This is a genomic window from Pseudomonas sp. AO-1 (assembly GCF_019775695.1).
GTDB lineage: Bacteria > Pseudomonadota > Gammaproteobacteria > Pseudomonadales > Pseudomonadaceae > Aquipseudomonas > Aquipseudomonas parakoreensis.
Window position 1 is genome coordinate 3,549,760 of record NZ_CP079947.1, and the last position, 12,410, is coordinate 3,562,169.

13 protein-coding genes are annotated in these 12,410 nt (G+C 60.0%); 9 read left to right on the plus strand and 4 right to left on the minus strand.

Annotation, left to right across the window (positions count from 1 at the left end; translation table 11 throughout):
• Positions 1–64 precede the first annotated feature (64 nt).
• Both KVQ82_RS16150 and KVQ82_RS16155 read left to right on the plus strand, forming a co-directional pair.
• Entirely contained in the window at positions 65–1,651 is a 1,587-nt protein-coding gene (locus KVQ82_RS16150; RefSeq protein WP_041064399.1) for an ABC-F family ATPase, read from the plus strand.
• Between the two features lie 276 nt (positions 1,652–1,927).
• Positions 1,928–3,115 (plus strand): MFS transporter, encoded by a 1,188-nt coding sequence (locus KVQ82_RS16155; protein ID WP_222014466.1) that lies wholly within the window; start codon positions 1,928–1,930, stop codon positions 3,113–3,115.
• 92 nt (positions 3,116–3,207) lie between these two features.
• On the opposite strand, the gene KVQ82_RS16160 is transcribed toward KVQ82_RS16155, so the two are convergent.
• Complete coding sequence (locus tag KVQ82_RS16160) at positions 3,208–4,245, minus strand: dienelactone hydrolase (RefSeq protein ID WP_041064406.1); 1,038 nt, start codon at positions 4,243–4,245, stop codon at positions 3,208–3,210.
• Positions 4,246–4,483: 238 nt separating this feature from the next.
• Positions 4,484–5,095: an FMN-dependent NADH-azoreductase gene (locus tag KVQ82_RS16165; protein WP_222014467.1), complete on the minus strand. Its 612-nt coding sequence runs from the start codon at positions 5,093–5,095 to the stop codon at positions 4,484–4,486.
• 125 nt (positions 5,096–5,220) lie between these two features.
• Between KVQ82_RS16165 and KVQ82_RS16170 the strand changes: the two genes are divergently transcribed.
• Positions 5,221–6,129, plus strand: a complete 909-nt coding sequence (locus tag KVQ82_RS16170; protein ID WP_222014468.1) for a LysR substrate-binding domain-containing protein — start codon at positions 5,221–5,223, stop codon at positions 6,127–6,129.
• Positions 6,126–6,485, plus strand: a complete 360-nt coding sequence (locus tag KVQ82_RS16175; protein ID WP_041064415.1) for an MmcQ/YjbR family DNA-binding protein — start codon at positions 6,126–6,128, stop codon at positions 6,483–6,485. Before KVQ82_RS16170 ends, KVQ82_RS16175 begins: the two co-directional genes overlap by 4 nt.
• Positions 6,486–6,613: 128 nt before the next feature.
• Here KVQ82_RS16175 and KVQ82_RS16180 read toward each other — a convergent pair whose 3' ends face one another.
• Positions 6,614–7,042, minus strand: coding sequence for a DUF1294 domain-containing protein (locus KVQ82_RS16180; protein WP_222014469.1), 429 nt, complete (start codon positions 7,040–7,042; stop codon positions 6,614–6,616).
• On the minus strand, positions 7,039–7,869 hold the full coding sequence (locus tag KVQ82_RS16185) for an undecaprenyl-diphosphate phosphatase (RefSeq protein ID WP_041064421.1): 831 nt from the start codon (positions 7,867–7,869) through the stop codon (positions 7,039–7,041). The genes KVQ82_RS16180 and KVQ82_RS16185 overlap by 4 nt, the downstream gene beginning before the upstream one ends.
• Positions 7,870–8,171: 302 nt before the next feature.
• Here KVQ82_RS16185 and KVQ82_RS16190 point away from each other — a divergent pair, with 302 nt between their 5' ends.
• The 5 genes from KVQ82_RS16190 (at position 8,172) to KVQ82_RS16210 (ending at position 12,404) form a co-directional block, all read left to right on the plus strand.
• Positions 8,172–9,806, plus strand: a complete 1,635-nt coding sequence (locus KVQ82_RS16190) for a methyl-accepting chemotaxis protein (protein WP_222014472.1) — start codon at positions 8,172–8,174, stop codon at positions 9,804–9,806.
• A gap of 151 nt (positions 9,807–9,957) precedes the next feature.
• Positions 9,958–10,521 (plus strand): nicotinamide riboside transporter PnuC, encoded by a 564-nt coding sequence (pnuC, locus tag KVQ82_RS16195; protein WP_222014474.1) that lies wholly within the window; start codon positions 9,958–9,960, stop codon positions 10,519–10,521.
• Positions 10,518–11,054, plus strand: a complete 537-nt coding sequence (locus KVQ82_RS16200; protein WP_222019409.1) for an AAA family ATPase — start codon at positions 10,518–10,520, stop codon at positions 11,052–11,054. The genes pnuC and KVQ82_RS16200 overlap by 4 nt, the downstream gene beginning before the upstream one ends.
• A 323-nt stretch (positions 11,055–11,377) precedes the next feature.
• Positions 11,378–11,827: a hypothetical protein gene (locus KVQ82_RS16205; RefSeq protein ID WP_222014475.1), complete on the plus strand. Its 450-nt coding sequence runs from the start codon at positions 11,378–11,380 to the stop codon at positions 11,825–11,827.
• 1 nt (position 11,828) lies between these two features.
• Complete coding sequence (locus KVQ82_RS16210; protein WP_041064433.1) at positions 11,829–12,404, plus strand: hypothetical protein; 576 nt, start codon at positions 11,829–11,831, stop codon at positions 12,402–12,404.
• Positions 12,405–12,410 lie beyond the last annotated feature (6 nt).

The following is a 12,410-nucleotide window of genomic DNA, read 5'->3' on the forward strand; positions in this document are numbered from 1 at the left end:
AAATGCCCCAGAAATGGCCCAAGCGCCAAATGTGCGGCTCGCAACCCATTGATAGGTAAAGCAATTGATCTCCACAGCTAACATCACGATGCAGTTCGGCGCCAAGCCGCTCTTCGAAAACGTTTCGGTCAAATTCAACGGCGGCAACCGCTACGGTCTGATCGGCGCCAACGGTTGCGGCAAGTCGACCTTCATGAAAATCCTCGGTGGCGATCTCGAGCCGTCCGGCGGTCAGGTCATGCTCGAGCCGAACGTTCGCCTGGGTAAATTGCGTCAGGATCAGTTTGCCTACGAAGAATTCACCGTGATCGACACCGTGATCATGGGTCACGAAGAGTTGTGGAAGGTCAAGGCCGAACGCGATCGTATCTACTCGCTGCCGGAAATGAGCGAAGAAGACGGCATGGCCGTGGCCGAGCTGGAAACCGAGTTCGCCGAGATGGACGGCTACACCGCCGAATCCCGTGCCGGTGAACTGCTGCTGGGTCTGGGTATTCCACTGGAACAGCATTTCGGCCCGATGTCTGAAGTGGCGCCAGGCTGGAAGCTGCGGGTCTTGCTGGCTCAGGCACTGTTCTCCGATCCGGAAGTGCTGTTGCTCGACGAACCGACCAACCACCTGGACATCAACACCATTCGCTGGCTGGAATCGATTCTCACCGTGCGTAACAGCACCATGATCATCATTTCCCACGACCGTCACTTCCTTAACAGCGTGTGCACCCACATGGCTGACCTGGACTACGGCGAACTGCGTCTGTTCCCGGGCAACTATGACGAGTACATGACGGCCGCGACCCAGTCCCGCGAGCAACTGCTGTCGGACAACGCCAAGAAGAAAGCGCAGATTGCCGAACTTCAGACGTTCGTCAGCCGCTTCTCGGCCAACGCCTCGAAAGCCAAACAGGCCACTTCCCGCGCCAAGCAGATCGACAAGATCCAGCTGGCCGAGGTCAAGCCTTCGAGCCGTGTCAGCCCGTTCATCCGTTTCGAACAGACTAAAAAGCTGCACCGCCAGGCCGTGACCATCGAGCAGATGTCCAAAGGCTTCGACGGCAAGACCCTGTTCAAGAACTTCAGCTTCACCGTAGAAGCCGGCGAGCGCGTGGCGATCATCGGCCCGAACGGTATTGGCAAGACCACGCTGTTGCGCACCCTGATGGGCGAGCTGACGCCCGACGCCGGTTCTGTGAAATGGACCGAGAGCGCGGAGCTGGGCTACTACGCTCAGGATCACGCCCACGACTTCGAAGACGATGTCAGCCTGTTCGACTGGATGGGTCAGTGGACGCAGGGCGAGCAAGTGATTCGTGGCACCCTGGGTCGCATGCTGTTCTCCAACGACGAGATTCTCAAGTCGGTCAAGGTCATCTCCGGCGGTGAGCAAGGTCGTATGCTGTTCGGCAAGTTGATCCTGCAAAAGCCGAACGTGCTGGTGATGGACGAACCGACCAACCACCTGGACATGGAATCGATCGAGGCGCTGAACCTGGCGCTGGAAAACTACCCGGGTACGCTGATCTTCGTCAGCCACGACCGTGAGTTCGTATCGTCTCTGGCCACGCGCATCATCGAGCTGAGCCCGAACGGCGTGACTGACTTCAGCGGCACTTACGATGACTACCTGCGTAGTCAGGGTGTGGTGTTCTAAAGATAGCTGCGAGCTTCCCGCTCCAAGCTTCAAGCGAAAGCCCTGTCGGTGTGACAGGGCTTTTTGCATTTCAAGGGATCGTGATTTTGTGCTGCGAAGCCCCGCGAGCAGGCTCGCTCCCACATTTGGAACGCGATTACCGTGGAAGCGAGCCAGCTCGCGAAGAGCCCTTCAAAAACACCACCGGCTCCAAGTAAATTAGTTAGCCTGCTTCCTTTTATTTCAGCACCCAGCCATGATGCCGACTCTCCCACCGCCGCCCGCGAACGAGTCCACATGCCTGCGCAGCAACAGCCTTTGCAAAGCTCCCTGGCGATCACCCTGCAGATCGTCTCCATCGTTTTCTATACCTTTATCGCCTTCCTGTGCATCGGCCTGCCGATTGCAGTGTTACCCGGCTATGTTCACGAGCAACTGGGGTTCAGCGCGATCGTTGCCGGACTGGTCATCGGCTCGCAATATCTGGCGACTTTGCTCAGTCGACCGATGGCCGGGCGCATGTCGGACACGCTGGGTACCAAACGGGCAATTGTCTATGGCTTGTCGGGGATTGTGCTCAGCGGCCTGTTGACGCTGATTTCGACGCTCCTGCAAGACTTCCCGGTGCCGAGCCTGGTCATTCTGATCATCGGTCGGCTGCTGCTCGGCGTTGCACAGGGTTTGATCGGCGTCGGCACCATCAGCTGGTGCATGGGCCAGGTCGGCGTGGAGCACACGGCAAGGTCGATCGGCTGGAACGGCATTGCCTCCTACGGCGCGATTGCGATTGGCGCGCCGCTGGGCGTGGTGATGGTTGCCGACTACGGCTTTACCAGCCTGGGCATTGTCCTGTCGGTACTGGCGGCGGCCGCTCTGGTGATCATCCGTAATAAACCCTCGGTACCGGTGGTGCGCGGCGAACGGCTGTCTTTTTGGGCAGTATTCGGGCGCATCGCACCGTATGGGGCCAGTTTGAGTCTGGCGTCGATCGGTTACGGCACGCTGACCACCTTCATCACCCTTTATTACCTCAACCGTGGCTGGAGCGGCGCCGCGTATTGCCTGACGGTATTCGGCGTGTGCTTCATCCTGTCGCGGCTGCTGTTCATTTCGGCGATCAGCCGTTTTGGCGGGTTCAATTCAGCGATCGCCTGCATGAGCATCGAAACCCTAGGCCTGGTGCTGCTGTGGCTGGCACCGTCGACCGCGTTCGCCTTGATCGGCGCGGGGCTGGCCGGGTTTGGCCTGTCGCTGGTGTATCCGGCGCTGGGAGTCGAGGCGATCAAGCAGGTGCCCAGTTCCAGCCGTGGCTCGGGGCTGGGGGCTTATGCGGTGTTCTTTGATCTGGCACTGGCAATTGCCGGGCCACTGATGGGCGCGGTGGCGTTGAACCTGGGATATGCGTGGATTTTCTTCAGTGCGGCGCTGTTGTCGGTGCTCGGGTTGGGGTTGACCTTGTTGCTCAAGCGCCGGGCGATGAGTTGAAAAACCAGATCAAAAGATCGCAGCCTCCGGCAGCTCCTACACTCGATTTTTGTAGGAGCTGCCGAAGGCTGCGATCTTTTGATCTTTGATCTTTATTGATCCGCGGTCTGCATCCCCGCCCGGCTCGGCCTGCCCAGCGTGCGCGAGAAAAACTGTCCGGCCTCGGAAATCAGGTTGCGGTGGATGTCTTCGCGATCCACGCCGTCAGCGTCGGTGCACAGCGCCGGCATGGCGCGGATCTGCTCTTCGTTGCACGGCGCCATGAACACGAAGTGCCCTGCCCCGGCCAGCAATTTGAAGTCCGGCGCGGTCGGCAGTTTGCGCGCCAGCGCCGCGGCGTTTTTGTCGAAGGCCACCAGTTTGTCGCCATCGCCGCTGTACAGCAGCACCGGCACATGCACGTCCGCGAGGGTGTGACGACCAAATTTGAGGCTCAGCGGCGCCATCAGCAACAGCGCATGCACGCGCGGATCAGCCACCGGTTGCAAGTCATCACGATCGACGATCAGTTCGCCCTGAGTGTTGCAGGCGTCACGGTCATCCGGGCGCTCCTGACAGTACCGGCGCAGGCGATCCAGATCCGGCTGCGCGCCAGAGAGAATCAACGCGGTTTCGCCACCGGCCGAATAGCCGATCACCCCGACCTGATCGGCGTTGACGAACGGCGAGAGCATCGGGTCGCCAAGGGTGGCGGTGATGGCTTCGGAAATCTGGATTGGCCGCCCATACAGATTGCTCAGGGTACCGAGGCGACTGTGGTCTTTGGAGTTGTCGCCGGGATGAATCACCGCGACCACCACAAAGCCCTTGCGTGCCAGCGAGGTGGCAAGGTCATGCAGCGCCAGCGGCGTGCCAGTGTTGCCGTGGGACAGCATCAGCATCGGGAAGCGGCCGATGGCAACCTTGGTGTCGGCGCCCGCCTCGACGGTGTAACCCTCAAGCAGGCTGCTGTGCTCGCGGTCGCTGGAGGGATAGAAGGCGATGGCGCGCATCGGTTGCAGATCCAGCGGATCGAGAAACGTCATTTCGTGGTAACCGACACTCCAGACAGGGTGTCGCCCGGGCGCGGCATGCACTGAACCGAGGCTGCCAAGCAGGCAAATCAGTAACGTTGCACAAAGACGCATCATCGGATGGCCCACCCTGTGTTACTCAATCGAAAGATCCTTTGTGTTCCGACACGCCCGCAACCCTGAGATTCGGTGATCCGGCGTGGCGTTGCACTCAGACGTTGATCGTTTGACTGCATAACCCGGGCCAGATTATGCAACAGTCTGAAACAAAAAACTCCGCACCTGGCCCTTGCAGAACCAGAATACAGAGTTTTTTTAAGCGCTACCTGAACGGCAGCTGGTCTTTACGCAATGCTTACGCAGCGGCGAACAGTTGCTCGGCGATCTTCGCCTGAGCAGCGCTCATTGCGTTGTTGCGCACTTCATCACCGTAGGCCAGACCTTCGGCACGGACGATTTCGATGTCGGTGATGCCGAGGAAACCGAGAACCAGCTTCAAATATTCTTCGTGGGCGATGCCGCTCGCCTGACCGGCATGGATGCCACCGGAGGTGGAGACGATCACCACTTTCTTGCCACCGCACAGGCCTTCCGGACCCGCTTCGGTGTAACGGAACGTCTGGCCGGCAACGGCGACGCGGTCGATCCAGGCCTTGAGCTGGGTCGGTACGGTGAAGTTGTACATCGGCGCGGCGATGACGATGGCGTCGGCAGCGATGAATTCAGCCAGGGTCGAAGCGCTCAATTCGGCTTCGTGCTGTTGCGCGGCGTCGCGCAGTTCAGCGGTGGTACCGGCAGCCACCAGGGTGGTCGACGAGAAGTGGCTGATGGCGTCGGCGGCCAGGTCGCGGTAGGTGACCACGGCGGTTGGCTCGGCGGCTTGCCAGGCTTTGACGACTTGGCTGCTCAGCTGACGGGAAGCGGAGTTGTCGCCCAGAATGCTCGAATCGATGTGCAGCAGTTTCATGTGGAATCTCCTGGAAAGAATCGCCGGCGGCGACGGAATGGAGACAATCCTACGGAAGAAACCAATAGCTGATTAGCCGCCGACAATGCGATAGTTCGTCCCACTGATAGAACGGTGGACTTTTCATGCAGGATCTCAACGATCTGTACTATTTCGCCAAAGTGGTCGAGGCCGGTGGCTTTGCGGCAGCCGGCCGCTTACTGGGCATTCCCAAGTCGCGGTTGTCGCGGCGCATTGCCGAGCTCGAAGAACGCTTGGGCGCACGCCTGCTGCAGCGCACCACGCGCCAGTTGAATCTGACCGCTGTTGGCGAGCGCTACTTGCGTCACTGTCAGGCGATGTTGCTGGAAGCGGAGATGGCCGACGAAGCCGTTGCCAGCATGTCCAGTGAACCGCGCGGGCGCTTGCGGGTATCGTGTCCGACCGGTCTGGCGCGAGAAATGTTGCCATGGGTAATCAGCGAATTTCTGGGCAGATTCCCCCAGGTGCAGCTGGAGGTGGTGCTGCTCAATCGCCGCGTGGATCTGGTCGCCGAGGGCTTCGACGTGGCGCTGCGCGTACGTGAACTCGGCGATGAGGATCCATTGCTGGTCACCCGCCGTCTGCGGCAGGCGCAAATGGTGGTGGTGGCCAGCCCGGCCTTTGTCGAAGGCAAGACCATTGCCCACCCGCAGGATCTGAAAAACCTGCCGGTACTTGGCGCGCTGGAAGCCGACCGCATGGTCCACGTGCGTTTGCTTGATCAGCAAGGCAATAGCGTCGAGCTGAATATGGAAGCGCGCCTGGGCATCGATGACTTTATCGTGCGCAAAGCCTGCGTACTCGCCGGTCAGGGCTTTACCCTGTTGCCGATGATGTATTGCGAAGCCGATCTTGAAAGCGGCGCGCTGGTGCAACTGTTGCCCGAGTGGTCGTTGCCCGGCGGCTGGTTGCAGGCGGTGTATCCGCACCGGCGCGGGGTGATGCCGGCGGTGCGGGCGTGGATCGACCATCTGGTCGAATCGTTCAATGCGTGCGGGGAGCGGCTGTTATGAGCAAGGGAAAGATGAACGAAGCGGATGTCGCCGCCTTTTGCCTGGCCTTGCCGGGCGCGCGGGAGGATTACAAATGGGGCGGCGTGCGGGTGTTCTCGATTGCCGGCAACAAGATGTTTGCCTTGCAGGGGCTGCGCGGGGATTCACTGGCATTCAAGGTCGACAAGGATCTGTTTCTCGGCCATTGCGACCGCCCGGGTATTCACCCGGCGCCTTATCTGGCGCGGGCACAGTGGATCATCATGCACCCGCCCTACCCGCTGGGCGCCGAGGAACTGCAGGGATTGCTGACGCGTTCGCATCAGTTGGTGGTGGGCAAATTGCCCAAAAAAACTCAAATCGGATTACTGCTCTGAACCCGATCCCTGTAGGAGCTGCCGAAGGCTCGGGCCGCGTTCGGACGATCTTTTGACTTTGATCTTTGAAAAAGCAAGATCAAAAGATCGCAGCCTGCGGCAGCTCCTACAGGGGGATTTGTGGTCATTCAGAACAGTGACAGCAGGTTCGAACCCAGAAACAACTGGTCGATCCAGAACACCTGATGCAGCGCCACAATCACCCAGAACAGAATCTGGAACGACACCTTGCGCGTCTTGTGCCGGAACACCTGCTGGGCAATCAGCGCACCGGGCCAGCCGCCGGCCAGTTCCAGCGCATGCAGGATGTTCTCCGGCGTGCGCCAGGCATCGGCGCGGGCCTTGCGCTTGTCTGCCCAGTACATGAAAAACGCCAGCACACTGACAACCCCATAAGAGGTCAACGGTACCAACGAGATGCCGCGCAGCCACATCGACAGCGAGCCGAACAGCGGCAGCGCGCAGACAATCAGCAGCACCGCCAGTTTCAGTTTCAGATGCTGAATGCCGCCGCCGGACGGGCGTCCATCCGGGCGGCGTGCGCGGGAATCACTCATGGTTTGGCCGCCGACCAGTCCACCCAGCCGAACTGCCAGGTCGCCAGAATCACCAGACCGAAGACGATCCGGTACCAGGCGAACGCCGCGTAGCTGTGGCTGGCGATAAACTTGAGCAGACCGCGCACGGCAATCATGGCGAAGATAAACGCCGTGATGAAGCCGATGGCGAATACCGGAAAATCAGCCGGAACGAACAGGTGGCGATACTTGTAACCGGAGTACACCGCCGCACCGACCATGGTCGGCATCGCCAGGAAGAACGAGAACTCGGTCGCGGTCTTGCGCGACAGTCCAAACAGCAGACCACCGATAATCGTCGAACCGGAACGCGAGGTGCCGGGAATCATCGCCAGGCACTGGGCGAACCCGACCTTCAGCGCATCTTTCCAAGTGATCTCGTCCACGCTTTCGGCGTGCACTTCATGCTGGCGGCGCTCTGCCCACAACATGATCACGCCGCCCACCACCAGTGCGGTCGCGACGGTGATCGGGTTGAACAGGTACTGGTGAATCAGGTCGGCAAAAATCACCCCCAACACCACCGCCGGCAGAAATGCGATCAGCAGGTTGGCAGTAAAACGTCGCGCGCTCGGCTGGGTCGGCAAGCCAATCACCACATCGAGAATCTTGCGACGAAACTCCCAGACCACCGCGAGGATCGCGCCGAGCTGAATAATGATGTTGAACGCCATGGCCCGTTCGCCGCCGAAGTCGAGCAAGTCGGCAACAATGATCTGGTGTCCGGTACTGGAAATGGGCAAAAACTCCGTCAGCCCCTCTACAACTCCAAGAATCAGTGCCTGCAAGGCGATCCAAAGATCCATCAGTCCCCCAAAGAGCGATGCACGCTGGCATGCCCCGATAATATTTTTACGTTCACTGCGATCAGCGTAGCTGTTTATTGCTGTACCGATTCCGCGCGCACAGCATCCACACGAAACGGTCAAAATTCCGTGAAATATCAACTTGGATTCAGGTTTTCGCGCGCGGGGCCGAAATCCTAACAGACAAGCCTTAATAGTGCTGCGGCGTTATACGACTTGGGTCGCGTATGCCCGACCACTCAAACGTGGTTGGATGCTGGCGTTGATTTATTACAAGAAAAAGAAATCGGAGTGGCAGCGTTATGAACAGCTTGCGCAGTGTGTCGATCAGCCGACGCTTGTGGCTCATTTTGATTGTGGCCGTGGTCATGTTGTTGACCTTGGGTGTGTTGATGCTCAAGCAGATCCACGATGATCTCTACCACGCCAAGGCGCAGAAAACCCAGCACGTGGTGCAGACCGCGAGCGGCTTGCTGAGCTACTACCACGACCTGGAAACCGCCGGCACCCTCACCCGCGACGCCGCACAGAAGCAGGCACTGACCGCCATTCGCGGACTGCGCTACGACCAGAGCGACTACTTCTGGATCAACGACCTCACCCCCGTGATGGTCATGCACCCGACCAACCCCAAACTCGAAGGCCAGAACCTCTCGGCGATCCGCGATCCGGACGGTTTTGCGGTATTCAACGAGATGGTCGCGATCGCCAAAAGCAAAGGCGCGGGCATGGTCGATTATCGCTGGCCAAAGCCCGGCGCCAGCGAACCGGTCGCGAAAACGTCCTATGTAAAACTGTTCGAGCCGTGGGGCTGGATCCTTGGTTCCGGCGTTTACGTCGATGATGTGCAGAGCGAGTTTCGCGGTCAGTTGATCAAGGCTTCGGTAATCGGCCTGGCGATTGCGCTGATCATGGCCCTGCTGGTGATCTTGATTGCCCGCAGCATCGTGCGTCCGTTGCAGGAAACCGTGAACGCCATGGCCAATATCGCCAGCGGCGAAAGTGACCTGACACGCAGCCTCGATACCCACGGCCAAGACGAAGTCACACAGCTGGCGCATCACTTCAACGCCTTCACCGCCAAGTTGCGCCGGGTCATCGGTGACCTGCAGATCTCGGCCAGCGCCCTGGGCCAATCGTCCAGCGAACTGGGCAACGATGCGACCCAGGCCCAGCAGCGCAGCCAGCAGCAATCGCAGCAGATGGAACTGGTGGCGACCGCGATCAACGAAGTCACCTACGGCGTGCAGGATGTGGCGAAGAATGCCGAGCATGCTGCCGCTGAAATGCGCGATGCCGAAGCCCAGGCGCAGCAGGGCCAGATCAACATCGACGGCAGCCTGCAACAGATCGACAGACTGTCCGGCACCATTGACCAAGCGGTCGAAGTGATTCGCACCCTGGCGGCCGAAAGTACGCAGATCGGCAGTGTGCTGGAGGTGATCCGCTCAATTGCCGAGCAGACCAACCTGCTGGCGCTCAACGCGGCCATCGAAGCGGCCCGCGCCGGGGAACAGGGCCGGGGCTTTGCGGTGGTGGCCGATGAAGTACGGTTGCTGGCGCAGCGCACGCAAAAGTCGACGGCGGAAATCCAGAGCATGATCGAACGCCTGCAGAATCATTCCGAAGCGGCGGTGAAAGTCATTGGCGACAGCAGCAAGGCCTCGCAACTGACCATCGAACAGGCCGGCCTCGCCGGTGCCAGCCTTAACGCGATCGGCCAGGCCCTGCGCAATCTCAACGGCCTGAATGCCTCGATTGCCAGCGCCACACTGCAACAGGCGCATGTGGTCGAGGACATCAACCAGAACGTCACGCAGGCCGCCGGTCTGTCGCACAGTACGGCGCTGGCGGCGGAGCAGTCGAGTGCGGCGAGCGTCAAGCTTGGGCAGTTGAGTGAACAGCTGAACCAGTTGCTGCGCCAGTTCCGCGTCTGACCTGACTCACTTTGTGGGAGCGAGCTTGCTCGCGAAGGCTTGGTGTCAGTCGATAGAGTCGTTACTGATAAAACGCTTTCGCGAGCAAGCTCGCTCCCACAGGTTTTTGGGTACAATTGCGCCCCTTCTTGCACTCCCCCAAGGAACCCCCATGTCCGGGCTTGAACTGTTTGCCGCCGCCCTCGGTGTGATTGCCGTGTGGCTGACGGTCAAACAGAATCCATGGTGCTGGCCGATCGGCCTGGTCATGGTGTTGCTGTACAGCTGGATTTTCTATGACGTGAAGCTGTACTCGGACATGTTGCTGCAAGTGATCTACGCCGCGCTGCAAGTCTACGGCTGGTGGCAATGGACCCACGCCGGGACAATGCATGACGGACGCGAGGTCACGCGTCTGGATCGGCGCTCGATCCTGTTCGGCCTGAGTGTCGGCGCACTGGGCAGCCTGCTGCTGGGCGCGGCCATGGCGCACTGGACCGACGCCGCGCAGCCATGGCTTGATGCCGCACTGACTGCTTTCAGCCTCGTCGCACAACTCTGGATGGCGCAGAAACGCCTGCAATGCTGGGCGCTGTGGTTCGTGCTGGATGTGATTTTCGTCGGCCTGTTTCTTTACAAGGGCCTGTACCTCACCGCCGCGCTGTATGCCCTGTTCACCCTGATTGCGGTGCAAGGCTGGCGAGAATGGCGCGCCGATCCGGCGTTGCAGCGATGAAGGTGGTTGTCCTCACCGGCCCGGAATCCACCGGCAAGAGCTGGCTGGCCGCTGGCCTACAGGAGCACTTCGGCGGCCTGCGGGTGGACGAATACGTACGCTGGTTCATCGAGCAAAACCCTCGTGATACCTGCCTCGACGACATCCCCGCTATCGCTCGCGGGCAGTTGCAGTGGGAAGATCAGGCGCGGACGCAGCAACCGCAGTTGCTGATTCTCGACACCCATTTGCTGAGCAACATCCTGTGGAGCCGTACCCTGTTCGGCGACTGCCCGACATGGCTGGAGCCCCAGCTGCTGGCGCGGCATTACGACTTGCACCTGCTGTTGTCGCCGGAGCAGATCGACTGGACGGATGACGGCCAACGTTGCCAGCCCCAACTGAGCGCACGCCTGGCGTTCTTTCAGGCCACCCTCGACTGGCTGGAACAGCACAAGCAGCCGTTGCAGATCATTCAGGGCGATTGGGATCAACGCCGCGTTCAGGCCTTTGAAGCCGTCGCCCGGTTATTGGCTGATGGATCCATCGAATAGCTCCGTTCAGGACGAAAGTGTCCATTCCTGAAACACCTCCCTGCGCGCAAAGCGGCCAGTTCAGTGGCCTTCATCATTTTGTCGGGACATCTGTTTCGCCAGTGAAACAGTCCCCGGCAAACCCTTGTCCCAGAGCTTTGCGCCGCCATGCAACCTGTGGGCGTCTGCACGACTGTTTCAGCGCTGAAACAGCTTTTGTATCAACCCTGCGCGGCCCATCGCCAACCTGTTGAAAATCAACAACAACTCAAAAGCGGCACAGCTTTCGCTCTCTCCTTCCCAACGCTGACAAGAGCCAGCCCACTGAAGAAGGAATTGCCGCCGTGGGGAATTTCAATAAAGGCCTGACCTGCCTTCTGCTGATTGGATCAGCCGCCAGCACTTTCATCAGTTTCAACGTTCAGGCCGAAGGCAATGGCGTGATCGTTCTCAACCGCGACGTCCAGCCCATTCCAATCGGACGCACCGGTGGCAAAGACCCCTATCCCACCACGGTCAATGCCAACCCTTCCGATCGAATCCATCAAGCGATGACCAGCACCGAACTCAGTGACGGTGAGTTCGCCAGTGTCGCCAGTGGCGCTTCGATCCGCAGCAACATGATCACGCCGAACTCGGACATGCCCGGCATGAATGTGCTCACCAACCCCAACGGCCTGCCAGGCATGAGTGCCGGTCATGGTGGCGGCGGTGGCGGCACGATCTCCAACACGATCAATCGCTCGTTGAGTACCGGTCTGGCACCGCTGACCCGCATGGCTGGAGGTCAATGAGATGAATCGTTCCCTGCTGCTGCTTGCTCTCTTCGGCTGCGCCAGCGCCATGGCCGCCGAGCCCGGGTCAGTCAACAACGCCGACATTCAGGACACCGGTGTGCAGTACCGCGGCAACTTCAACGTCAACCAGGCCGCTGGCGACCAGATGCAACAAACCAATACCAAAGCGATCGCCATCGGCACCAACGCCAGCGCGACAACCATCGTCAGGCAAAAGCTGGATACCCCTGCCAACCCGTCGATGAACGCCAGCGCCACCATTGGCGGCACCTCTTTCAGTAATGGCAACGGGATCCTGGGCGTGAACCAGGGGGCCGGGGCCAACAACCAGATGGCCAACGTGACGCGCGTCAGCATCAGTGCTGCCCCGCAGAGCGTTGACGACAGCGCCCTGTCGCAACAGAACGTGGCGCTTTTACCGAGCTCAGGAGCAACTGGTACCTCACCCGGCAGTCGCCAGGTCACGACAAGTGATCAGGCCTTCACCGGCAGCCGAGGGGTAATCCAGGTGAACCAGAGTGCCGGGGTGGGGAACCGTATGGCTAACACCCTGAGCATCCGGGTCGCTGACTGACCCAAA

Excerpts from the sequence above, each read along its gene's own strand:
- KVQ82_RS16155 (WP_222014466.1), top strand. The coding sequence starts at position 1,928 with ATGCCTGCGCAGCAACAGCCTTTGCAAAGCTCCCTGGCGATCACCCTG.
- KVQ82_RS16160 (WP_041064406.1), bottom strand. The coding sequence starts at position 4,245 with ATGATGCGTCTTTGTGCAACGTTACTGATTTGCCTGCTTGGCAGCCTC.
- KVQ82_RS16165 (WP_222014467.1), bottom strand. The coding sequence starts at position 5,095 with ATGAAACTGCTGCACATCGATTCGAGCATTCTGGGCGACAACTCCGCT.
- KVQ82_RS16170 (WP_222014468.1), top strand. The coding sequence starts at position 5,221 with ATGCAGGATCTCAACGATCTGTACTATTTCGCCAAAGTGGTCGAGGCC.
- KVQ82_RS16175 (WP_041064415.1), top strand. The coding sequence starts at position 6,126 with ATGAGCAAGGGAAAGATGAACGAAGCGGATGTCGCCGCCTTTTGCCTG.
- KVQ82_RS16180 (WP_222014469.1), bottom strand. The coding sequence starts at position 7,042 with ATGAGTGATTCCCGCGCACGCCGCCCGGATGGACGCCCGTCCGGCGGC.
- KVQ82_RS16185 (WP_041064421.1), bottom strand. The coding sequence starts at position 7,869 with ATGGATCTTTGGATCGCCTTGCAGGCACTGATTCTTGGAGTTGTAGAG.
- KVQ82_RS16190 (WP_222014472.1), top strand. The coding sequence starts at position 8,172 with ATGAACAGCTTGCGCAGTGTGTCGATCAGCCGACGCTTGTGGCTCATT.
- pnuC (WP_222014474.1), top strand. The coding sequence starts at position 9,958 with ATGTCCGGGCTTGAACTGTTTGCCGCCGCCCTCGGTGTGATTGCCGTG.
- KVQ82_RS16200 (WP_222019409.1), top strand. The coding sequence starts at position 10,518 with ATGAAGGTGGTTGTCCTCACCGGCCCGGAATCCACCGGCAAGAGCTGG.
- KVQ82_RS16210 (WP_041064433.1), top strand. The coding sequence starts at position 11,829 with ATGAATCGTTCCCTGCTGCTGCTTGCTCTCTTCGGCTGCGCCAGCGCC.